Origin of the sequence: Lysinibacillus sp. FSL R7-0073, from assembly GCF_038009065.1 — a bacterium.
Lineage (GTDB): Bacteria > Bacillota > Bacilli > Bacillales_A > Planococcaceae > Lysinibacillus > Lysinibacillus fusiformis.
This window is the reverse complement of the sequence record NZ_JBBPAS010000002.1, coordinates 67,882-92,325: the sequence shown is the minus strand read 5'-3', so window position 1 is coordinate 92,325 and position 24,444 is coordinate 67,882. Positions and strand designations below refer to the sequence as shown.

Sequence of the window (24,444 nt, the reverse complement as noted above, 5' to 3'; positions counted from 1 at the left end):
GAGAATAAGCCATGGCAAAAGTTTACGACTTAGGTGAATCTGTATTAAGCAAAGAGCTGTTGAATAAAATCAATGGCAAGCTTGATGAAACAAAAGCTAATTATGATTTTAGAAAAACATCAGTAGAGATTACAGAAGACGATTTGACGCCAGAGCTTCGCTTGAAGATTCAGTCGGGTGGAGGCGGAACAGTTACTGATCCAGAAGGCAATGTGATTGCTTATGACGACACGGCACTTAGGGGTCGTATCGTAACATTAGAGACAGGAAAAATGGACAAGACAGAGATGGTTAACTACTTCAGAAAAGATGAGACTATCCATGAAGCCAATATTAGTCCTGACTATAAGGATAAAGTATCACATCAAATCACGAGTGTAAATAAAGCCGTATCCGATCTTGCTACTAGCAAGGCCGACACAGCTGAATTAGTAAAGTATCGTCCAAAATCAGAGAAGATCAGTGAAATCGATTTAAGCAAAACGCTCTACGATAAGATCTTATCTGGCGGTGGTGGTAGTGGAGGAGGGGTCTCGCTAGAAGTAGTTCAGACAATGATTGGCGATTTAGACACAAAGAAAGTTGATAAATCTCAGCTTAACTTAGTTCGAAAAATAGCTGATCCAATTACTATGACAGATGTAGACGCAGCCTTACAGAATGCTCTTGATTCTGCTGTGATAGCTGCTTCAGGTATGCTAAATAAAGCAGATAAGTCTGAGCTAATACTTTACCGAAAAATAGCTAATCCGATTACGTTAACTGATATGGATAGCGACTTAGCTAGCCAATTATCCATTGCCTTGAATGCAGCAAACGATATTGAATCTTTCGTAGTTGAATATCTATCTGGAGCTAAAAATGAAATTATTACAGATATCAATAATGCGTATGGCCAACAGGACCAATTAATCTTTGACTTCCAATGGGAAATCACAATGGATTATTATCCTGGCAATGAAGGACACTATACTGTTTTCTGGGCATTAAACGTACTGTATCAACAACTGAAAGAGCTTTATGGGAAAGCTTCTATTACAGGTGGTACTGGTTCAGTAGTTGGCCGAGTCCCTATTCTTGAAGGGAAGATGAATACGGCTGAAAACAATATAACTGCGCTACAAGGAAGAATGTCTACAGCTGAAAGCGACATCGATGTACTAGAAAAAACTATTTCTTCAGAACAGAGCGGATCAACTGCATTGCGATCAAGGGTAACGAAAGCTGAAGGTAAAATTAAAACACTTGAGGATCAGGTCGTTTCCCTCGAGACAGAAGTTTCAAGTTTACAAGAATCTGTTGAAACGCTGAAATCAATAATCGCAGCTCTTCATCCTGATATTGCTGCATCATTATAAGACTAAAGAGGTGAGAGAATATGGCAATTTTAAAATGGTGGAACGGAGAAGAGTGGCTGAACGTTTCGTACGAAAGACTGGATCGCAGACTCAATCTTGCTGACTTAACGGATGTCGCTAAAGCTCGTGAAAATCTAGAGTTAGTTGGCAATGTCGATACTCACCATCATGATGAACGGTATTATACTAAAGAAGAATTAAAAGATCCAAGCAAGGCACCTGATATTATTATCCAGCCAGAAGTAATTGAACAGAACCCCCTGAATCGTTTTGTGACAGACGAGCAGATTGATTATTGGAACCATAAAATCGATCACGCAACTGTTTCTACCTCACAGCCTGTTGTGGACAAAAAAGGCGGAGATCTGTACAATGGTTTTATATGGTACAATCCAAGTGATGACAACACGAGAATTTTTATTGATGGTGAATTCCGTGATGTGGGTGCCGGCAAAGTAAGCTTTGGATACGGCTCCTTTGTAGGAAACGGAAACGAAGCAATAGTTGCGCATGGATTAGGAATATCTCCTATTGGCATTAGCGCGTTGCCAACATCAAACCCAAATGGCTTCTTAGGAGAGACATGGGTTAGGGCTGATAATAAAAATATCTACGTTGGGAACACAGGAAGCTATACGGGCCAATTCCGTTTTTCGATTGTATACACAACTTAAAGACAGGCATGAGGGGGAAAATAAGTGGCGCAAATATTCGCTAATAGACCGAAGGTATTACCAACTTCAGCAAGTATCTTAGTTACAGAAAACTGTAACTTAGCATGTACTTACTGCTTTGAGGTACACAACACAAAAGTAATGACTATTGAGACAGCAAGAAAGACATTAGATTTTCTTTGTCTTAATGCAGTTGAATCAGGTGTAGGTCGTTTTGACGCAATGATTTTCGGTGGAGAACCACTATTAAATCCAGATGTTGTGGAAGAAATTTTTAGTTACGGTGTTGAACTCAGTCAAAAACATAACGTAACATTTACATCAAATATCATTACTAACTGTACGGTAATGAATGATAGAATTAAGAATATGCTTATTAAGTGGAGAGATCCTGCTAACTTAACTGTTCAGCTTTCTGTTGACGGTAAAGAAGAAGTTCAAAACAGATACCGTATCACTAAGACAGGCGGCGGCTCATTCCATTTAGTAGAAAAGAATATTCCTATTTTCAAAGAAATCTTTGCAGATGATCCTCGTAGATTATCTATTCATGGTTGTGTTAACAGAGAGACTGTAGGTTCATTATATGAAAGTTTCCATTTCTTTAAATACAATTGGGGCTTTAAAAATATCTGGTTCTTACCAGTTATAGAAGAAAAATGGCGCTTAGATGACGTTGTTGCATATGACGAGCAAAACAAGCTTATCTTTGAAGATATATTAAAGACAATAAAAGAGACAGGCGATGTATCACCTGTTTATGAGTATGCTCCAATGGACCGTTGTATGGATAGACAAATCCGCCCAAGTGCTCCTTGTGGCGCGGGTAAAAACTTCGTAACAGTAACTTGTAATGGCGAGATATATCCATGTCACCAAATTTATTTCCATGACCCAGACAAGGAAACATTAATTGGTAACGTGTACACAGGATTAGATGAGCCAGCTCGTACAATGTATGTTGACTATACTCAAGAAAACTTATCTTGTCCCTCTACTTGTGAAAATGTTCACTGTTTCCGCTGTTTAGCTGTAAACTGGATTGAGAACGGAAATATTTTCTCTCAAGTACGTGGTTACTACTGCTACCTATCAAGCACAGACAAGAAATATCAAGACATGCTTCGTAAGGAAGTTGAGGGATTAGGCTTAATGGGTGTTTCTTCTGAAGCGGCTGGCTATAGAAATAGCGGTGAGTTTGCTGTTGATATGGATACTTATGCTGGCACAAACAATACAGAAGATTGCTGTGGAGACGGCGCTTACGAGTGTGGTTGTGGAAGCAAAGAACAAGAACATAAGGATGATCTTGACCTTATCTTAGCTGACGCTACTTGCTTATGTAATGCAAGAGAATCAGCAAGCAGCAATGCAATCGGTGGATGCGATATCGTAGCAAGCCGTGCTAATGCAATGCCTGGCAATAATCCAAACAACCCAGATTGCTTATGTGATTCACGTAGCTCATATCAACCTTACAGCTTTGAAGATTCAAATAAGGTAATGGAAGATACATTCGGTCAACGTATCGATGTAGCTCCTGGCGAAGTTCAAGAGATCCGTGATATCTTGAAAGACAACAAGGAAGACAAGGGAAGCATTGTGGAAGATCAAGTGATTGAAAAAATTGATATCGATGAAATTCCTGAAGGTGCTGATATCATTCCTGAACCTGATGTGAAAGAGAGTCCTAAGAAAAAGCGTGGCCGTCCAAGAAAGGTTGCGGCTGAAGAAGTAGGTAAAGCTATCACAGAATCAGTAAAAGAAGTAAAAGAAGATATCGTAGAAGTGAAGGAAATCTATGGCGCTGTATCTTCTGATATTGCAAAAGTCATGGCTGAAGACGAAGAGCCTCCAGCAAATGAAACAATGGAAGAGCGCTGGAAACGGTACATGAAAGAAGCAGAAGAGAATACATTCGGTCAAGAACAAGAGGTTGATGAAAATGCTCTTGCTCAATATCAAAATGGTCCGTATCGCTTTATAACTGGAGAGCCAGTAGAAGATCACCTATTGATTGAAGTACGAATTGACAAGAAAAAGAAAATCCATAAGAAGTATGAAAACATCTTAGATAAGACTGTCGAAGTGGATATTCAAAAGTACGAAGGAGATCTTCCCGTCGGATATTACGAAGTACTTGATTATGATTTCCTTGCTCAATACAGACCAGAGCAACCTCAGTTGCAAGAAGAGTTTTATGAAGACTATGAAGACGAAGCGGCACCTCAAGATGAATTCCAAGAAGTTGTCTCACTAGCTTTAACAGCTATCCTAGAAAAGCTAGTTAGCATCGAAAGCAGAATGGACACAATCGAAAGTTCATTAGAAGAGGTGAGAGATGAATGAGCAGCATTAAACAAACAAGAGAGCGTATGGTAGTCCAGAAGCGTGGCTTACCTATTGGTGCTAATACAACTTCTAACACCCTTAGAGATCTTAAAGGCATGCTTGACAGTATGTATAATGTTCGTGCGAATCCTAAGTCTGCTATCGGAGGAGAGTATGCCTCAACTGTCGGTCAGGACCACAATAAAGAGGTTCCTCCAACAGCAAACTCCGGCGTGTCTTCTATAGGAAAGATAATCCCAAACTATACAGAATTCCAAGGTTCTATTAAAAAGTCCCCAAATGCTATGTCAATTGGAGATTACAATAGAGCATTAGATAGCATGTCGAACTGTACGTGTGATGCCAGGATGTCAGCTGGATGTACCTGCGTATCTGTTAACGATGGAATTGTTTGTAACTGTAACGCGCGGACATCTTATACTTGCGACTGCGTGTCTCGTTCAGGTGGTAAGTATGACAGCTCTTGTACATGTAACAGCGTATATGTTGGCTGTAGCTGTGAGGCACGTACTTCACAATTTATTTGTAGTTGTAACACACGATGCAGCTGTAACGCTGTACGAGAATTTAGTTAAGGGGAGATACAATGTTAGAACGATACGTCATTCACACAACAAAAATTTGCAATATGAATTGTACTTATTGCTACGAACAGGATAAGACAAGTACTTATACATGGGACGAAATCAAAGGTGTCTTAGACGGAATTGTCGCTAACAGTGTAGAGAAAAAATGTAGTATCGAATTCTTAGGAGGAGAGCCACTAATTGGTTTCTCTCATATTAAAGATACTGTAGCCTACATGGACGCGCAGGAAGACTTTGAAGTAGATCATTACATGATCACAACAAACGGTACAATTTTTAATGATGATATTTATCAATGGTTAAAAGATAACCCTAAAGTATTCGTTACGATCAGCATTGATGGTGGTCGTGTTGCAAACATGCTTCGTATTTATAAGACAACGGAGAAGGCGACATTAGAGGATGTTGTTAAAACTAGTAAGTTCTTGCTTGAAGCATTTGGACCACGTCGTATTTTTGCTCATATGGTAACTCATCCATGGAATGTTTACCTTGTAGCAAAAAGTATCCAGTATATCTACGACGTTGGATTTAGAGACATCACAATCGGAATCATCGAGTCTACTGGTGATATCACACAAGAGTATGCAGACCGACTTATTCAAGAAATGCATAAGGTATCAAACCTAGTGAAAAAAGGTGAATACCCAGACCTTGTCATTGACATGTTTGATAACTTTAGAAAAGAAGCGGCTGGAAAGAAATATATTAAAGATCCTGAAACAGGAAAAGTCCTAGCAGAGACATATAGCCGTTCAGAGCATGATTTAACTCACGTAACATCAGATGATTACACAGTTGTTCAAACTGATTCTCCTCGTCGAGAAGTAATCTACCAGCTTCGTGAGCAGGTTTATATAAACCATCAACATAATCTGAAGGAGGTTTAGCATGAGAAGAGCCTCCCTTGAAGAAATTAAGAATCTATGGTTAAACAAACAATGGAAAGACGATGATGACTTTCATCTTTATATAAGCAGCCCGTTTTGTCGTGTTGCTTGCAGTTATTGTGTCTATAAAGGAAAGCTAATCAACTTCCGTAATGAAGATGATGTAAAGCAATTCAATAATTACTACTACAATTTCCTACCAAATTTAATAGATGAATTTGCTGAGGTAATCAAATCTCGCAAACTAGATTCTGTTTATTTTGGTGGAGGTACTCCTAACCTAATGAGTGCTGAACTGATGCGTGAAATCTTTGATCGCATCCCAGGATTCAAAGATATTCCTATAAAAGGGATTGACTTGAATCCAGCTTACATTACAAAAGAACAGATTGACGTTATGCATGAATATGGTTTCACACTGTTCTGTTGGGGAGTCCAGTCCTTCAATAAAGACTCTGTTAAGCATCATAAGCGCTCCTACGTTTCGTATGAGCGATTCAAAGAGATTGTGGAGTACACAAAGACAAAAGGCATTTATCAGTCCGCTGATTTGATCTGCTACCTTCACAAATACAATACAGAAGATGTCCAAATTTATTTGGATGACTTGCAGAAATGTATGGATCTTGACTTAGACTTTGCAACGATGGCAGCTGACTTCCATACAGTTGCAAGTGATCAAAACCTTGGTGACTTATTTGTTGAAGCATCAAAAGATTTCGTGCGTAACAGTGAAAACTATAATCTTGAACTTGATTTGATTAATGGTGCTGAGATTAGTCCCCGTAAGCCCATTACTCGTGCCATCCGTAAAGGTATTACAGGAAAGCAATTCTTAACAGAGATTCTGTCTTACTTCGGTAGTAATGATTTCCCAGAAGCAATTAGCAACATCTTAGCTTTAGGTGACGATACATCTATGTATGAGATCATGTCTTATTGGCCGAGGGAGCTATTCTATATTACGAAAAGACTTAATAACGAACCAGCTTTTTATGTGATATATGAGAACATCCAAAGTATTAATAATATTGAAAGCTATCAAGAGCCGGCTAAGCCAGCTCGTAAGGCTGGACCAGCTCCAAGTAATATGGCGAACTTGAGAAAAATGCTTAATCTTAATATATGAGAGGAGAACTAATATGCTATTGAAACTTGTTTTGAAAAATGGATCGGAATTAATTGCTGCAGAGGTTCGTGAAAACATTGAGAGCTCGTTTAACCATGCACCAGTTCATTCTTTGAACATGCACCTCAAACCGATATCAAACGGTGGGAAGCTTGGCGTGGATGAATTGATGACTCTATTCGGCGATCCAGCTAATACACAAGAAATGACAGTATACAAACGCGATCATGCGTTAGGAGAAGACGGCTTAGAGAAGTTTAGCGAATGGGAGCTACATGAAGTAATTACTGGCTTCACTATTCTAAAAGGTGTATTTAAAGACTTTTACTCTAAACAGTTAGACGTCATCTTAACAAAAGGGTAAAAAAATGGGACGTTTAAATACGTCCCTTTTTATTTATATGTTTTTAAAAAGCAGTAATAGATATGTAGAACAAAAGAGGTGAGAAGATGAGCGTAAAGAATCGAAGTTTTAATGTTGGTCGACAATCAGAGCAGCTGATGAATGAAGAACTGTTTCGATTATTCGAATCAATCAGACCTTTGCTTTTAGACGCTTTGGATGGCAAAGATGGGCCAGAATCGGAAACTCAAGGCTCCCTATGGCTAGACCAAGCTAAAAACGAATTAAAGACTTTTAATAAGGAAAGAAATCAATGGGACACCATCTTTAATGATAAGTTCCGCATTACTGGAGAGTTATTAGACGAGATTACTCCAGCAAATCCAGTTAAAGGTCAACTATGGATTAATCAAGGAATGCTTTGGTACTTCACAGGTCAAACTTGGCAATCTGTAAAAGCTTTCGATCCTTCTGAATCAGAAGTGTATTATTCAAGCTTTGAGGATTTTTTGTTGCTTAGCCCTATGCAAGAGCAATCAAATAAAGTCGTTGATAAAGATGACGAGGGTAACGACATTAGTCTAGTAGCCAAATCTCAATATTTAACACCAAGTTTAAAGACAGGGCGTTTCTATATTGATCATATTCATAAAGTTGATTACGAGGCAATGAACCAAGTTGCTCTTCAGTATCCATCTAGCATTACGGAGGAATCTACCCCTTCTTGGGTGCACGTTAACCCAGGGCGATTAACAGAGATTCGTAAACGATTTATTCGTATCCATAAGGATTTGAGTAGCATTGACATTCAAACAGAGCGCACAGAGTTCTATGGCTATAAAAGGAACTCTCCTTTCGGTCATTTACTTCGTCCAGTCGTAAATAATAACGAGACAAGAGGAGATTATTATGTCCGCCCTGAAGGCATTATGCTTACGTTCAACGCAATAGAGAAATTTGATTACATCTTGGCCATTACTTACGAATTTTCATGGATTAAGACGTATGGTATACTTCGAAAATCAAACTCTAGGGAAGATGAGAAAGATTTTTATGTAGGAGACTTCTCCGGACCAGTCAACGTCTTTCTGGAAGGCTATGACTTGGAGAATGACTTGTTCTATCACAATGCTGAATCAAAAACCATTAATATCGATCGTGAGCAATTGGAAAACGACATTGAAGTTTCTATTATGAAGACATTTAAGAACGAATACGGGGTTATCCAAAAGCGTAGCTTCTCTGGTGAAGGAATTATACGTATGCGTAAAGACTTTACGAATCCTTTAGTAATCGTCAATGGTATGGCTCATCATAAAGCTCATGGCGGTATCTCAATTGATAATGAAGTTGTTTTAGTTAAGAATGCTCGTAAAGGAATGACATATTCAATCATTGAGTTAGAGTACGATGATGAGAAACTACTCCATGAAGCCGGAATTGTAAATCAAGAAGATGAGAATGGTCATGCATTTATTCATATCCAAGACTTCCCTTATGCAATTCCAGATACGCATGGCATTATCCTGTTCGTAGATGGCCTTCTTGTTAAAAAAGAAGAAATTATTAGGGACTACGCTAATAATAGAATCACTGTTAACGGCTTAGCTGTAGGGCAGGAATTTGTCCTGCTTCATGATAAAGACCATATGCTTTTATTTGAAGAGTCGACTGGCCGAGCTATTGGTACTGGAAAATTTGATGAATCTTTATTGTTTATGAATGGTTATCTTCTGTGTAATGATACAGCTATTGTATCTCTTGAGCCCGAAGAGGACTTTTATGACATAGCAGTGTATGGAGAAATTAAACAGTTTGTCAGCACAGTAGATGGTGTTACGTCAAGAATATATAAAGAGTGGAATAACTTCACTAAGGAATGGGTTGAATGCAGCCAGATGATTGCGTCACAGTTAGATGGTATTTGCTTCAGCTATGAGAACGCCATTACAGCGGTTATTATTAATATTCCTCACACAGATGAAGATGAGTTCGATTGTTATGCATATAATTTTGCACACACCATCGAGAATCCGCTTGTGATTAAGAGTAAGCAATGGACTGAGGAGGAAGGTACATTCATTCCTGTAGAAGAATTCTTTGTCCCTGGCACTAATACACTTCAGGTCTATCTGAATGGTGTAAGGCTACATTCCAATCGTGAACATCCAACAATACCTGGATACAAAGAATCCGATTTAGGTGATGGTTTCTACTTACCAGTTCCATATGAGGGATTGATTACGTATGTACTAGAACGTCCAGAAAAAGGCGCAACGAGAGCTTGCGATAGAATTTTACTGACGAAAGAGCATGTTATGAATATCCCTAATGTCTATAGGTGCCCAATTCCTTTATACCCTGGATGGGTAACGATCTACGTAAATGGGATTCGAATGCCGCATGAAAGTTACTTTATTCTTGATAATTATACTATCAAATTCAAAGATAACCTGACAAAGCTGATTGGCCACGAATCGAATTTCCCTACTCGAACAGAGATAAAGGGTAACGATCCGTCTGAGACAGTTGAGCTACCATTTATTAAAGAAGATCTCATCTTAATAGAAGTAAGACAGAAATACGACAAGCAAGAAAAGACGTACACTAACTACAAACCAGACAATCAAGAAATCAATGTGATGGAACACAACATTCCGCCAAATATTCTTGAGGCAAACGATGAGATTTTAATTTACATCAATGGATTGTTTACTGGATATAAGCACAATGTTGATTACCGAAAAGATAGAGCAAAAGGTGTTATTACGTTACTCAATGATAGTTACTCTCGTTTGATTAACTATGACCCACTTTATAAATTCTTAGAAACAGATCCTAAGAAGATGGCCAAGTGGGAACTTAAGTATGGTCGACCATATATACCAAAAATCAAGAATGTTGTTACATTAGAATGGAGATGATCAAATGAGCAGTTCAGAAGTTTTCACGAAGGTATCTCTAAGTCTGCTACCAACCGAAGACATTCGCAATTACTTATTGCTTAAACATGACTTCATTGACTTAGAAAGCTTAAATGTTTCACATCCAGAGCTTCTAGCCATTAGTACTGGGGATCGTGAAACAATCAAGAATGCTTTGAATCTAGGTGGCATCCCAGCATCTCAGTATCTTACGGTTACTGAAGGAAGCTCTATTGAAAGCAAGTTTAGTGTTTCTAGAGAAGAAGTTATGCATATTCGTGATGAATTATATCAATTAAAAGCTGAACTTGGCCGCAAAAAGCTAATTACAAATTACAATGACTATGCGGGCTTCCATGAAACGTTTGACACAACTGATGTTATTTACGAGGAAGCGCCAATTGGTAAAATTATTGATGTTGCTGATACAAATCGAAAAGTTATTGTAGACGAAGACACGTTCAAAAAATTCTCTGTTAATGACTATATTGTCTTCACCTACGAAAATCCTGCTCGAGAGCCTCATGTAGCTCGTGTTGAGAGCATGTCACATGATGATTTAACAATTCACTTCCGACCTGGTGCTGTTGAAAAACCCGCTCCAGGTACAGCAAAGATCTTTAAATCTCTTGGTCGTTATCACCGTGGATCTTACGCGTTTATAAAAGAAAGCCATGTGAAAATGAGTGAGCCAAGGCACTCTACTTTGGACGATGATACGTATATTCTTCGTAAACAATTAGTATCAAACAAAGAGGGGATCGGTTACACATTCAAAATCAACGACATGATGTTTGATGAAAAAGATTCTGGTTACTTCTGTGAACTAAAAATAAAAGCTTTACAGATGGGCTCACCGGATCCTTTAACGGCGTACTTAATTTATGAAAAAGACATTGATTTATTTAAAGGTGTAGATCATGCTGATTTCCCAAATATTTGTCTAGCGGAATCTAAACCAGCTACCGTTAGTGGGCAGGGTGTATCTCAAATTATGACTTTTGACTTTAAACTAGACGATGATACTTATCCTATCGTTGAGAAGAAACGTCTTTGTGTCGTTATCATGAGTAAAGGTGTTGTTAATGAAGACAACTATTATGAGGTTACATTCTTAACGAATAAGGTTAACGGAGAGTTCTTTGATCTTCAAAAGAACAACACAGTTTATAAATACATGCATATACGTCCTGCTACAGCTCCTGCGCTGATTACTGATGAGAACATGAATAAAGCAGACTTATTCTATAACTACGTGGTCCGTGCAATTGAGACAGACAAAATTGTTCCTTATACATCTGGTGTTTATACGAAGAAACTAAGGGTTGACGAACCAATTAAAGCCGCTAGAGCAAGACTAACACTGCGGATTAACAGAGAAGGAATGTTTAAATCTGAGACTGCTGGGGGTATCGATGAAGACAGAATTCTTATCTTAGAGGATCGACTTGCAACCGAAATGAATCGGTACAAGATGGAAAATGTCGCTGGCATTGGAGCGAGAGATAAAGATTTGGTTATTATTGGTAATAACATTGGCCGATATATGACCCAATCCCGTGACGACGTTCAGGTGACAGGCGGCATGTTCTTAAAAGGCGGAGAGCCAATCTATCGCATGGGGTATAAAATTTACTTACGCTCACGCAAAGTTACTAAAGCACCACTTACATTTGAAGACGTGATCGAGGCAGAGTCTTACCATGAGCTTGAGCTAACAGCAGTAATGACTGACCGTAAGAAGCGAAACCGCAACATTTCTGATCGATTAGTATTTGAAGCTGATTTAAATGGAACGGAGTTAGAGGAATACAATGACTTTGAGCTTCAAATTGTCTGGGATACTGGTCATACTGTTCTATCGGCAAATGACATTTACGCAGAAGAGCTACATGGAGCAATTCAAGATCTGACGTTCACATTAGAAAAAGAATTTTAAGCCCTTCCTTCTAGAAGGGCTTTTTCAATTTGCAGATTAAAATCGTTATTACTTGTGGTCTGGTAAGTAATATAACTATGAAGGAGGAGAATGAGTTATGGAATTATTTAATGACTATATAGAGAAAGCTAAAGAGATGGAGCCTACCTTTGAAGACAAAATCGTAGCGCAAAAAGGCATAATGCGATCAGAGTCATTCAATGAGAACTTTGAATACATTGAACGCATGCTTAACAAGCTTTATGAAAAAACAAGAATCCTTCAGAATATCTCCGAATACACTCGTACGTTTCTTAAAACACAAGTGGTTGGTCAAAAAGAAGAGTTGTACGAGCTTTTAAAAGAAGCAGAAACCACGAGAGATTCTATTAAAAGAGATGGCTACAAGAAGCGTACCCTGCTATTCACTGAAGATCTGACTGCTAAAAAAATAGATCGTGACGGCATCGAAATCGCACCAACTTCGGTTTCTAATGGTGCTATTACGTTGCTAGGTAAAGAAGAAGAGTTTGTTCCAATTAAAGAAGTTAAGGTTGATCGTGAGATAGCTCTTACGCAATCTAATAATAAAAACATTTTAGAGGGTGAGCCAGTAAGAAATTTCTACCTACTTGATGGTCCTGCCCCTCATGGCGTAGCGGAAACCTATAAGCTTGAGTTTGAAAAAGAAAGTTATGTCACCCAAATTGACATCCAAAACGTAAACTCAGATATCAAAGTAGTGGAACTGATTGATAAAACCAATAAGAAAATTCAGGTAACTAAGCAAGCCGCTACTGGTTTTAAAAGGCAGCTAGTTTCTTCTGTTGAAGTAACAATAGTAGACACAAGCTACAGGCAAGTAACTTATGAATACGACGCGACAAGAATGAGTAGCGACTTCTGGCATAAGGTTGCACAGAAAGAGTATGCAAAAGAAATGGGCTTAAGCAACTCATTCGATTTGGAGAAAGAATCGGGATTGAGACAATACAAAGAAGACTATCAGACATACTTGAATAGCGTTTCTGCGTGGGAAGCTGAGAGGAGTGCAGTTGACCACAGAAATGCGCAGATGCAATCTGCTTATGAAAGTGCCTACAGTGCATGGGCGATTAATAATCCTGGAGCTTACGATAGATCCTAAAAAACGAGGTGAATAAAATGGCAAACTCTATATCTAATGCACTAAAAGCTGCAGCAAATGCAATTAAGAGTAAGAGCAGTAGTAGCAATATTAGTAGTAGTGTAACAACCAGTTCAAGTGGTGTTAAAGTCATCCAACAGTCAAATGGAACAACGAGATACTATACTGCAGCCGATCATTCAAAAGAACATGTTAACACAAGCACGGGTACGTCTATTGATCAAAATGTTCTTCAACAAGCTATTAATAATGGAGCGGCATATAAGAATACCGTCACAGGAATCAACACCTACGATGGCTCAACAGTTACCTATGAGGGATATGTATATAATGGTGTAACCTACACAGCTAATGGAGAACGTATTGTAAATGGTGGAAGAGGAAATCAGGGTGGATTGATTCCTGGTAAGGACGAAATTGAACGTAACATAAAAAACGAAACTACCACTGTTTGGTATTATCAATCACCGCCACCATCATCGTCGTCATCGAGTACAGACAATCATTATTATCCAGAACCGAGCCATCTTTACTATTATCCGGGACCAAGCTCGCCTGTATATGAATCGTTCACAGTACCAAAACCAACATTCAACTCTGACTTGCAGAGTGCTCATAAATTTGTTTACTTTTTTGGACTAGATAAATTAGAAGTCAAATCAGTTGTTCAGGAAAAGAACAGTATTCGGATTCTAAAGGATATCGATGTGACATCAGCGGAATGGATCGAACTTGATGTAGATGATTATATTCCAGAGAAAGCATCCATTGAATATTACATCATTGATGGCGAAAAAGAGGTACCTATACTTCCGAACAATCGAAAAGAAATGAAGAACGAAAAATTGTTTCCCAATATTAGTACATTGTTTGAAGTGAAAGAAGATATCTATGTGATTAGAAAAGACGGAGAGGTTGTGTCATCTAAGCTTAATGAAGTAAAAAATAATCGTGACGCAACTTACTCTATCACTTATAGCGTGGAAAATCAGAACAGGTATAAGCCCACAAACGATGAAGTGAAAATTAAAGTAATCCTAAGAACTTATGACGATACATCGGATGCACCATTTATTAAAAACATTGATGTAAAAATCTTTGGAGGGGAGGGTACTTTATGGCAGGAGAACACTTAAGCAATCAAAAAAAGTATCGCATCGAGGAGTTAGTACTTAATGGAAAACAAGAACGAGCAGATCGGATTTTTAACAGCGATGTTTATTCTCCTATCTTTCAGAACCAATTCTATCACCCTGAAGCTGAGCCAGATTTAGAAGGTGTGAATGATGATCTTTCAGATATTCTCAATGATTTATTTATCTTAGAAGGCGAGTTTGTCGTCTTAGCGGAGAGCTATAAAAGTTTACTGGAGGAGTCTATTCTAAAAATAGATACTTCCAAAAGAGAAGCAATTGCAGCACGAGAGAAAATAATGGATATGAATATGATCTGCAATGAAGACAACGGATTTTTCCAAGTAAGAACATTGACTAATGATGACTTTATAGAAAAAGACGTTATAAATAATGATAATGTGATTACAGCCTGGCCAAATGGCTTCACCACTGTTGACTGCAAGATCATTGACATCGTCGGAAACGGAATAGAAGGAAATCATTATGTTTTCACTAATGATGAATTTATTGCAGATAAAAACTTCACGGGAAATCGCGCAGCTGTAACAGATGACAATATCACGACAATCTATGAATATCAAAAGATCAACGCTGACCAGAATGAACCGTATGTATTTACCGACCTAAATTTTGACGGAACGGAAGCTTACTGTACAATCACTCTTGAAGCAAATGAACCAATTACATCTATTAAAATTTTGTCCCCAGACAATGAACTTGTAATAAGGGAAGTACAAGTGTCTGTGGATAACGATGAGTACCTCACTATAATGGATGAGGCTCTGAAGCTTAATAAGAGAGAGAACATATACTTGAAATCAAAATACATTTATGAGTCCGGTATTATTGCTTTCCCTTTGTCCACGTATATTAAGATATCCCTTTCTTCAGATGGCTATACTGGCGAAAAGATAGCGTTTTTACATGAACATTTAGAATAGAGGTGGCGAGTTTGAATTTTAGAGATAATATTTACGGTGAAGTTAAAACAAAAAAGGCTGTCAGCACGATAAGAAGCATCTCAAGCGGGAGACGCCATGTCATTAAGATAAGCAATATTGCAGCAGAGAAAACAAATTACTTGTCAAAAAGGGCAAAGACAAAGAATTTAATTTCGGCTCCCACAGATCGCATTGCGATATTTGCCAATGAGTATATACCGAACCACTTCACAAACGAGGAGTGGATTAAATACAGCTTACTAATCAACGGAAAGTCTTACGACATCGTTCCACTGAACAGCAATAAACCAGGTGTTAAGATTATCAAGTATTCAAAATTTAAAGATGGTGAATCGCATGCTATCATTTTAGAAGAACCTATTAAAGAAGCTTATCTGACGATCACTATCATTACACCGGACCCAAACGAGACACCATATCTTTCTAATCTTAAAGTTGTTTCAGGAAAGGGCGTATAATGATGGAAAATCAATCAATCATCAATTATAAAGACGTCTTGTTAAAGACAGCTTACTACAAAGACATAGCTATTAAAGAGATGGCTAAATATGGCCAGCCAATCACAAACGAGAATATCAACGAGCGGCTCAAAAACATTGATCGCTATTTGGCTATTTTTACGCATACAACAAGAAAGCCAGAGAAGAAATTTGACGCCCAGCTCTTTACAAAAGAAATGAGTGAGATTCATCAGGATCTTCAATTTTTGTATGAACTTCTTTATGATTTGGCTATAGAAGAATTTGTGGACATTAAATCCTTTGCTGAATGTCATTTAAGAGAGGTTGAAAGAAAGACTAGGGAATATAAGGCACGAGTTGATATCGAAACGAATTCCTCTTTCATTGGAAGAACGATTTTTTATGCAGATGGTCCATTCCCATGGTTCACAAATGACCATTACATGTTCACTGATCTTGGGGAAGTTCAAATTAAACCTGGCTCTAAGGTTGCGTTCCTGGCGAGCGGCCACAATTTATCTAATAAAAATATTATGATTGGCCTAAGTATAGGCAATGAAGTTACCTACATCCAGCCTTACAATTATCAGCATGATACGTTCACAACAAATGGGAGTTCAATGGTTAATTCTTACGAAGTAAACATCAACAAGGAAGTCCTACTCAAGAATACGTTTGAATTGACACCAGAAAAGATGGAGGTTAATTCGAAACATTCATATATTACTTATTCTGGTCGCAATAAGATTTTAACTACTCAGGATAAAGAAAGGCAGCACGTTTCTCAAAATGATAATTACTCATTTTTTGTCACAGGAAGCTGGGAAGTATCTTTCTATATTAAGGGCGGCACGTATGCTAAGTTCGAATTTTCTAAGGTTGTTGCCAATAAAAATTTTGATGGCATAGAAATTCGCGACTTAAATAAAGTTCAAAAGATCCGCATGAAAGATGAGGCTGACTTTGGGTTCTCCGTTAAAACAGATGGTGAGATATATGCCGAGCAAAAGATGTGTTATGTACAAGACGACAAATTGATTCATGTTGGCGGTAGCTTATCAAATGACTTTTTGATTGAAGAATTCACCTCGACTGAGCCCAAGATGTATCATGCGTTCTTACGAGTTTTTTCAGATACAGAAGAATATCCAAGGATCGATAGTATTGCAATAAAAGAATTGATTGAATCGGATGTGATTATGAATGATCTATTATAATTTTCCATATAGAGGACCATTTGAATATGATAAGTTCATTATTTCTATTCTGCAGTATTGTAACGAAGTAGAGAATATACGAGAGACAATTGATAAAGATGAAAAGGGCTTTATAGCCAATTGTAAAGTAATAGATGATGAGTTAGATGCAATCAGAAAGGAAAATCATGTAGAGCGACTGCTTGGCATTATTGAAATGATAATTTAGGAGGGGTATCATGGCTATACCGGTTATCGGCTCCAATGAGCTGAATGAAAAAATGTTACAGGCAGACAAAGCAATCAATACTATCAAAGATCGTATTGATCTTATTCAAAGTGACATTGTAAAAAAAATGGTTGTAATTCGTAATGAGCAGCAATATACGAATGAGCTGTCTTATGAGATTGCAGACCTTATAATGAGTAGCCAATACAATGCTGAGAGAAGTAAGATCATTTTTAGTGGAATTAGCGGTATGGATGGAGAATATGAGAAATATGGTACGACAATTCATCCAAAATTTCTTCGTACACCACGGAACCTGTTCAACGTCATTACATCTTCAGGTCCTTTATTTAGAGGAAACGTGTCAGTATACATTAATGATGTAATTTCTACTGAAGCAAAGCATATTTTGATGCATGATCATTGCACGGGTAAAGGTATTTACTTTGAAGAGCTCAATGAAGATACAGTCAATATGTATATTGAAATTGACCGTTCTAATTTACTAGGCGACACTCATGTTAATGTAATTGAAGTGAATCCATATTTAGCAGGTTCCTTCGATATCGAAACAATTCAGATTAAAGAAATGTACTCTCCTGATTTGGTTGTATTGAATGCGAATGATTTACAGCGTATTGGCCGCAGTAGAATCATTCTGGATAAAAAGTACGAATTGTTTTCCATTGCCTTTACGTTCAAGTTGAGATTTAAAAACAACATCGATAAATATCCGTTTGGTATTCAGTCATTGCAATTCTTAAATGCAGAGTTTAAAAATGATTCTTACATCATTGCGCCAGTCACAAAGAAAGAAAACATTGAATTTATTGGGACAGGTGTTACAATTCGCTCTGTAGCGGGAATTGAAGATTCAACTATGATTAAAAAAGACATAACTATCTACTTTGATTATGATAATGGAATACTTAAAAATGAAATAGAACTGTCAGAGGACGATATTATTTATCCAATTTCTCGAAATGTAAAAACTGTATATGCTCATATTCCTATCACTACTTCGTTGTTTAATATTGAATTTAATCAGGTTAAGACAAGACTCTAGAATTAATTGACATTCAAAAGCTTCTAACTTATCATTAAGATAAGATTTAAGACAAAGTTTGTTCTAGTAAAGTATTGTTATGAATAATCTAATGGTTGAGATTCTTTCAAATCCATTATAGAAATAAGAGACTATTTCACTTATAAATGATATAAGCAAAGTAATCATTATTAGGTAAAACTGATAAATGTATTTCAAGAAGCCTTATGACGAAAGTCAAGGTAGTACGATTACTTCCACATAATAGAAAAAAATAACAACATAACAATCTGTGATGTCAAAGGCGATATCGTAAATGACTTTGTTTTAAAACGTAAGTGAGTTTAGTGATTTAGTGCGTACAATAAGAATTTGAAGACAAAGTCGTGGTTGAAGTGTAAAGGTAAAAGTGAGGAAAGAATAAGGATTGAGTCAAGAATCTGCCAATCAACTCGAAGCAGAAAAGGAAGCATATCAAGCTAGACTTAAAGAATGGTCATTTATTGAAGAGCTTGTTATGTTATATCAATCACAATTTGAAAAAAATGCTTCGTACGAAGCAACCTTGAGGGCACAAGAAGCGATTAATGAATTAATTATAAAGTTCAATCCGTTATTCAAGAAATATATTATTCTATTAAAAACGGGGCAAATTAATTTCAAAGATCAAGAGATGAAACAGTTTGTTTATTCATTTTTAGATGACAACAAATTAAAAGCAGAATTAAAGAAACACAAACAAAAGTCAGAGGTAAAAAAAGAAATCTACGATCGATTCAACTTTATCAAGGAAACTTATGGTTTTCTTGATGAAGAGGAAATTTTAATTGATTTACAAGTTATCTTTATGACAGTAGCGAGACGTTATCAGCAAATGGGACGTAGTTTCTGTGGCTATTTATATAATTGTTTCCGATATGAAGTATATCGCCATATCAAAAAATTCTTAAAAAATCCAATTAATATACCTTATCGTCATACACAATTCGAAGACTATATGAAGTTTATTGAAGAGCCTTCGTTTGAAGAAAACTATGAGGATCACTTTTATGAATCCAATTTAGGAATCCCAGATTTAAATTGGATTCAAGGGGAAACTTGCAGTGACAATTTTAAAGGGCTCAGTATTCAAGAGCGAAAAATTGTTGTTAAGTATTACTTAGAAGATTGGAATGACAGACAGATATCTGAAGAGTTTGGCATTCATATTAATACGGTCAATCAAAAACGCAGATGCGCAACAATGAAGATAGCGAAAGAGCTAGGCTTAGAAGTAAGTGAAATTAAACGAAATCGTAAGTCTGGGAAGAAGGCAACAATTCTTGTAGCCAATAAATAGGTATCAACTTTTAGAATCAATTGCAAGACACTTGAATTCTTCAATGTTATATATTTTTATTGAACTTGGTTCCAAAAGAAACGTGCACACTCTATTCGACGCACCACACCATTTGGATTTTGAGGTGTTATCTACGCTCGGATTTTATAAGACAAATTGATATTTTAAATTAAAAACACACTAAGATGAATGGACTCATGGGAAGTTCAGCAGATTTAGTGTGTTTTTTATTTTGAGGATGAAAGGTGATTATGATCCTTTATGTAGGAAATAGCATCATTGTCATTTAGATTTTATTTTCATTTGAACAATCATTAGACTCTGGATTGTTGCTTTTAATAATAGCTGAGGTGAAGAAATAAATGGGAAAACTATGTATGTATTGTATGGAGGAATACAGGAACGATGATATCATCGTTCCTTATAAAATTAATGAGGTTGGGTTATATCAAGATTGCCCTAAACGTACTTGCGATGGCAAGATATACACTATCGATGACAGCATTATTCCTACGATCACGATATTAAATTCTAAAGGTTATCATACTTACAGTTCTTGTGCAGGGCATCATTTAGAACATAGTACTGAATGTTATATAGAGTTCACAAATGAAGTTAAATCCATTCCTGTACTGCCAGTAGGCTTTAAATTACGCAAAAAAACGATAGAAGGAAAGACCCGTTTGGCCATCTACTGCAAGCCGAATTCAGAAGATCCTATTGATCAATTCACTGAGCTATTGGATTTTGCCCAAATTCTATATGAATGGGCCATTGAGTTAGATTTCAATTTTTCAGGGCTAAATATCGCTGTTATCGACTTAGGTTCAGAATATATCTTCTCTCCACTTGTTGAATCAGCATTTCTAAATGTAGGTAAAACCGATGCAAAAGAGAAGATGGAGAAGCAGAATAAAGAAAAGCTAAAGCATACTTCTAATAAGTCTAATGGGCCAGATACAGGAGAGCTAAGATTAACAGAGGTTACTAAAGCTAAAAGAAAACACTGCAATTCTTCTGCAATCGCAAAGAGTGAGAGCAAAAAGGAAAGTAAAAATAAGTCAGGTTATCCAAAGAAAAATAAAGACTAATATGTAATACTCTGTTGAGTCCAGTAATTAAACTTATAGAACTATATAAGGAGTTGATAACGTTGGCACAAACAATTCTTCACAAACGTGGACTAAAAGCATCACTGCCTGAGCTTCTGGAGTCAGAGATTGCTTTTACTAAAGACACACGAGAAGTGTTTATTGGTACAAATGAAGGCAATAAACGCTTATTAACAGAAGACAATAACCACAAAATTGTTGTCTTTGTTGTGTCTGGAGATGTCGCCGAAGGCGTACAAGATCCACATATCGTTCTTCCTTATGATGTAGAAGTTCTAGACGTCAAAGCATATGTTGCGACTCAGCCAGGGGCGGATCTGCAGTTCCAATTGGAGTACTCAATTGATTATACCAATTGGAGCCCGTTGACAGTGGATCCTATTCAAATAAATTCAGGTTCATTCGGAAACAACGGTGGACACGAACTAAGTGTGAGAGACCTATTAGCTGAGACTATGCTGCGAATTAATGTGATTGCGAGCTCGGTCGAGGCTCGAAATTTAACAGTCAACATTAAAACTATAAGAAAGTAGGAGATTAGATTATGGCAAATGCACCTATTGTTTCTTGGTACGAAGGCACTAACGAAACATCAAAAGAAGTAACAGGCGTAGTTAACTATGGCGTAGTAGACGCAGATAGTGCTTCTCCGGTTAAAACATTCTACATCTGGAACAACCGCGGTGGGAAAGAAGACTGCTCTAAAATGGAGGAAGTTGTATTTACGACTCGTGACCGTCAAGGCGGTACTGGAGATACTCCTGGGTCTGTCGTTGAAGCAGTTCGAGATAACTGGTTCCAAACTCGATGCGACAGCTTAAACGAAAATGACTTTATTCCAGTTGGTAAAGGCGGAGTCGAAAACGAATCTGGTGTTCATGCATTGGGTACATTAGGTTCTACTTATCACGCTGATGCTAAAACAGCAGTTGCTTGGGCTGCTCAAACTGTTGTGAGTTTAAATACTGCTATCGCTCCTGCTACAGACAATGGATTCATTTACATTGTAACAAAGGCAGGAACTACCTCAACAACGGAACCAACATGGTTAACTGAAGAGGGAGCAGTTATCATGGATGGTAACGTTGAGTTTACAGCGGTTGAAAAAATTAAGACTCCTGGAACTCAAGAGATTCTTGGTCTTAAAAATAACGTAGCAGCTAACGGCAGCGATGCAGACGATGCCGCTGGTAACTTCGTTAAGATCTCTGTATTCGCAGAGGTGCCAATTACAGCCTCAGCAGGTAAAAATGAATTACTAAAACGTGTAAGTTACCGTTACGTATAATCATTATGGCAACTCAATAACTTTCCTAAAAGATTGTGTATAGTGGTTATCGCTATACACAATTTCTTTATTAGTGAACCTTTATATGGAGGTGAACAGATGCCTACTTCAAAATATATAGACACAGCAAGCTTTTATTGGAAGTTAGACGAAGAATCAGGAACTATCATTATAGATAGTACTGCCAATAAGGCAGATGGATACACAACTGGATCGCCAGCTATTGTAGATGGACAATGGGGAAAAGCAAGAAGCATAAAAAGTACAACAGATCGCATTCAAAAAAGAAATGCTGTTGTGTCAAACGCCAATATTACAATTATGGGATGGTACAAAATTAATCCGACAACAAGAGGCACAGCTGTATATCAAAACTATGTTGGCGGATTAACAAGCATGAGTGCTAATGGGATGGCATTAGGAATCTCAACAGATGGCTACTATTCATTAAATCATTACGGCACAACTGGTCATACAAATTCAAAGACGAATGTCCCAGTCGTAAATGATTGGGCTCATCTCGCTTTTACAAAAGAAGGTACAAGCTATAAGCTCTTTATCAATGGAGTACTCAAGCTTACTTTGACTGCAGGGCATAACATCGGAACAACATTCTCCACATCCTATGAGAACGCATCAACTGCGTTTGGAGTAGTAGACTTTTTAGTTGATGAGATTATTCTATGGGAACAAACCTTAACAGATGATCAAGTCTATGAAATATATAGTGGCTATGTGATCTCTAACAAACATCTATTTAAAGTAGGATCAATCATAAAAGCCTATATAAACGAAGAGTGGATCTCTGTAGGAGGAGAACCTGTAACACCAGCAATGTTTGAGGTTCTAAGGGCATCCAATTTGAACTTTACGGAGAGAATGGAAAAAGATTTAAGCGCCTATCCAATGGTCAACGTCGATCATTTATTCGTGAATGAGCCTGGAAGATTCTTCAGACAGTCTATTGACTTGAAAAACACGAATTATATTACGGGTGTAAAGGTCTCACATAAATAAGAGACCTAATACAGAAAAAGGGGAGGAACATTAAATGTTTGAAAAGAGTCTGGACTTTAAAGCCATTAACATACCTTACAACTGGAATGTTGACTATTGGGATGGAACACATCTATCTGAGTATGACGAACAGACAAGAATTAAAAACGATTTCTATGAGATTAATAAAGATAGCATTGCGAGATTTGGACTGTTTGGCTGCGGTAGCAAGTATTTCTATGAAGACTCAGACGGATCATTTAACTTGAAAGGTAAGAGAGTGGAGATTTTCTACGAGGTAGATGGAAGACAATATCGAGTAGGCTCCCATCAAAAAGATCCGATTACTTACAAGAGAGCATATGCTGACTACAACAATGTCCAAGGGCCTCAGCGCTCAAATATTGAATCCATTCATTTTGGATATAAGACACGAATTGAAAATGGTGACATAAAGCTGTTCTATCAATCTGTTGTTGCACTTCCAGCCTTTACTAGCGTATTTATTGAAGTCAAGCTTTCTGCTAACAAGGATCTTAATGGAGATCTTGTATTTAAAGTTAAAGGGAAAGAGGTTGAGCGATACAGAGCCCCTTTAAAAGCAGGAAAAGCAGGTCAGATCAACTGGACAGTTAAGTACTGACCAGATAAAGAACAGGAAGATTTTCTTGAATAAAAAAGAAATAATACTCTCGTCAATATTAAGAACTGAACAGATTGTTACATCTCCGGCCATATCAGATAATCAAAAATTAATTTTAATTGATGATAGCACCAGCACATCCGTCGGATTTAATAATAGAGACGCAAGAATCTATTACAACTTTAACGACCCTATCTTCGTTACTAAAATCAAAGTAGCTGTAGGATCAGGGGATAATAAATCCTATGTAGTAACTTTGTATGGAAGAAATAACGGGAATGAACCATGGAGTCAAGTTATAAAAACAAATATGAATGAAAATGCTGTTACAACATTTAGTATAAACAACAGCTACAAACATATTCAGTTGAGTGCTTATGGTAATGGTGGAAAAGGTTATGCTCCTAATAATTCAATAGTCAAATTATTGACTGTATATGGAGCGACACTAGAGTACTCCCTAATTCAGAATAAAGATAACTATTTTGTTTACCAAAATAACAAATTACTAAACCTCGGCCAAATCAATATAGGAGAAATCAAAAGTATTGGAATGACCGACTTATCTTTACTAGACAAAGTAACTACGCAGCTAGAACCTGCGGCTATGGCGAATGAAGCAAGCATCTTGTTGACTAATGGCAAAGTATATAAAAAAACAGTAAATTTACAGAAGCATTTAGATATTCGTAGTATGAAAGTTGAGGCGAAGTAA

The 24,444-nt window shown here is 37.3% G+C and carries 22 protein-coding genes; all 22 read left to right on the top strand.

Annotated features, from left to right (window positions below; all coding sequences use genetic code 11):
• The first annotated feature begins 11 nt into the window (after window positions 1-11).
• The 22 genes from MKY88_RS24410 (at window position 12) to MKY88_RS24305 (ending at window position 24,444) form a co-directional block, all read left to right on the top strand.
• A complete protein-coding gene (locus MKY88_RS24410) occupies window positions 12-1,358 on the top strand; it encodes a hypothetical protein (RefSeq protein ID WP_340814883.1) in 1,347 nt (448 codons plus the stop codon).
• Window positions 1,359-1,378: 20 nt separating this feature from the next.
• Window positions 1,379-2,032 carry a hypothetical protein gene (locus MKY88_RS24405; protein WP_025115862.1) on the top strand — a complete coding sequence of 218 codons (654 nt, stop codon included), beginning with the start codon at window positions 1,379-1,381 and terminating at the stop codon, window positions 2,030-2,032.
• A 24-nt stretch (window positions 2,033-2,056) separates the two neighbouring features.
• Window positions 2,057-4,381, top strand: coding sequence for a radical SAM protein (locus MKY88_RS24400; protein ID WP_328204408.1), 2,325 nt, complete (start codon window positions 2,057-2,059; stop codon window positions 4,379-4,381).
• 589 nt (window positions 4,382-4,970) lie between these two features.
• Window positions 4,971-5,861, top strand: a complete 891-nt coding sequence (locus tag MKY88_RS24395; RefSeq protein ID WP_328204410.1) for a radical SAM protein — start codon at window positions 4,971-4,973, stop codon at window positions 5,859-5,861.
• Between the two features lies 1 nt (window position 5,862).
• Window positions 5,863-6,990 (top strand): radical SAM protein, encoded by a 1,128-nt coding sequence (locus tag MKY88_RS24390; protein WP_328204412.1) that lies wholly within the window; start codon window positions 5,863-5,865, stop codon window positions 6,988-6,990.
• Window positions 6,991-7,003: 13 nt separating this feature from the next.
• Window positions 7,004-7,354, top strand: a complete 351-nt coding sequence (locus MKY88_RS24385) for a hypothetical protein (RefSeq protein ID WP_025115968.1) — start codon at window positions 7,004-7,006, stop codon at window positions 7,352-7,354.
• A gap of 86 nt (window positions 7,355-7,440) precedes the next feature.
• Window positions 7,441-10,257, top strand: a complete 2,817-nt coding sequence (locus MKY88_RS24380) for a hypothetical protein (RefSeq protein ID WP_328204415.1) — start codon at window positions 7,441-7,443, stop codon at window positions 10,255-10,257.
• A gap of 4 nt (window positions 10,258-10,261) precedes the next feature.
• A complete protein-coding gene (locus MKY88_RS24375) occupies window positions 10,262-12,196 on the top strand; it encodes a hypothetical protein (protein WP_340814882.1) in 1,935 nt (644 codons plus the stop codon).
• A gap of 97 nt (window positions 12,197-12,293) precedes the next feature.
• Window positions 12,294-13,322 carry a hypothetical protein gene (locus MKY88_RS24370; protein ID WP_340814881.1) on the top strand — a complete coding sequence of 343 codons (1,029 nt, stop codon included), beginning with the start codon at window positions 12,294-12,296 and terminating at the stop codon, window positions 13,320-13,322.
• Window positions 13,323-13,339: 17 nt separating this feature from the next.
• A complete protein-coding gene (locus tag MKY88_RS24365) occupies window positions 13,340-14,458 on the top strand; it encodes a hypothetical protein (protein WP_193834036.1) in 1,119 nt (372 codons plus the stop codon).
• Entirely contained in the window at window positions 14,440-15,399 is a 960-nt protein-coding gene (locus tag MKY88_RS24360) for a hypothetical protein (RefSeq protein WP_328204419.1), read from the top strand. Before MKY88_RS24365 ends, MKY88_RS24360 begins: the two co-directional genes overlap by 19 nt.
• A gap of 11 nt (window positions 15,400-15,410) precedes the next feature.
• Window positions 15,411-15,878, top strand: coding sequence for a hypothetical protein (locus MKY88_RS24355; protein WP_193834038.1), 468 nt, complete (start codon window positions 15,411-15,413; stop codon window positions 15,876-15,878).
• Entirely contained in the window at window positions 15,878-17,098 is a 1,221-nt protein-coding gene (locus MKY88_RS24350; RefSeq protein WP_340814880.1) for a hypothetical protein, read from the top strand. The genes MKY88_RS24355 and MKY88_RS24350 overlap by 1 nt, the downstream gene beginning before the upstream one ends.
• Window positions 17,085-17,306: a hypothetical protein gene (locus tag MKY88_RS24345; RefSeq protein ID WP_340814879.1), complete on the top strand. Its 222-nt coding sequence runs from the start codon at window positions 17,085-17,087 to the stop codon at window positions 17,304-17,306. Before MKY88_RS24350 ends, MKY88_RS24345 begins: the two co-directional genes overlap by 14 nt.
• 10 nt (window positions 17,307-17,316) lie before the next feature.
• Window positions 17,317-18,372: a hypothetical protein gene (locus tag MKY88_RS24340; protein WP_328204423.1), complete on the top strand. Its 1,056-nt coding sequence runs from the start codon at window positions 17,317-17,319 to the stop codon at window positions 18,370-18,372.
• A gap of 406 nt (window positions 18,373-18,778) precedes the next feature.
• Entirely contained in the window at window positions 18,779-19,690 is a 912-nt protein-coding gene (locus tag MKY88_RS24335) for a hypothetical protein (protein WP_258270051.1), read from the top strand.
• A 362-nt stretch (window positions 19,691-20,052) separates the two neighbouring features.
• The gene (locus MKY88_RS24330; RefSeq protein ID WP_340814878.1) at window positions 20,053-20,781 is read left to right on the top strand and encodes a hypothetical protein; all 729 of its coding nucleotides are present in this window, start codon (window positions 20,053-20,055) and stop codon (window positions 20,779-20,781) included.
• Between the two features lie 14 nt (window positions 20,782-20,795).
• Window positions 20,796-21,335, top strand: a complete 540-nt coding sequence (locus tag MKY88_RS24325; protein ID WP_175423144.1) for a hypothetical protein — start codon at window positions 20,796-20,798, stop codon at window positions 21,333-21,335.
• Window positions 21,336-21,508: 173 nt separating this feature from the next.
• The gene (locus MKY88_RS24320) at window positions 21,509-22,090 is read left to right on the top strand and encodes a hypothetical protein (protein WP_139133777.1); all 582 of its coding nucleotides are present in this window, start codon (window positions 21,509-21,511) and stop codon (window positions 22,088-22,090) included.
• Window positions 22,091-22,189: 99 nt separating this feature from the next.
• Entirely contained in the window at window positions 22,190-23,107 is a 918-nt protein-coding gene (locus tag MKY88_RS24315; protein WP_328204427.1) for a LamG domain-containing protein, read from the top strand.
• 34 nt (window positions 23,108-23,141) lie between these two features.
• On the top strand, window positions 23,142-23,729 hold the full coding sequence (locus MKY88_RS24310; RefSeq protein ID WP_328204429.1) for a hypothetical protein: 588 nt from the start codon (window positions 23,142-23,144) through the stop codon (window positions 23,727-23,729).
• 25 nt (window positions 23,730-23,754) lie between these two features.
• Entirely contained in the window at window positions 23,755-24,444 is a 690-nt protein-coding gene (locus MKY88_RS24305) for a hypothetical protein (RefSeq protein ID WP_258270047.1), read from the top strand.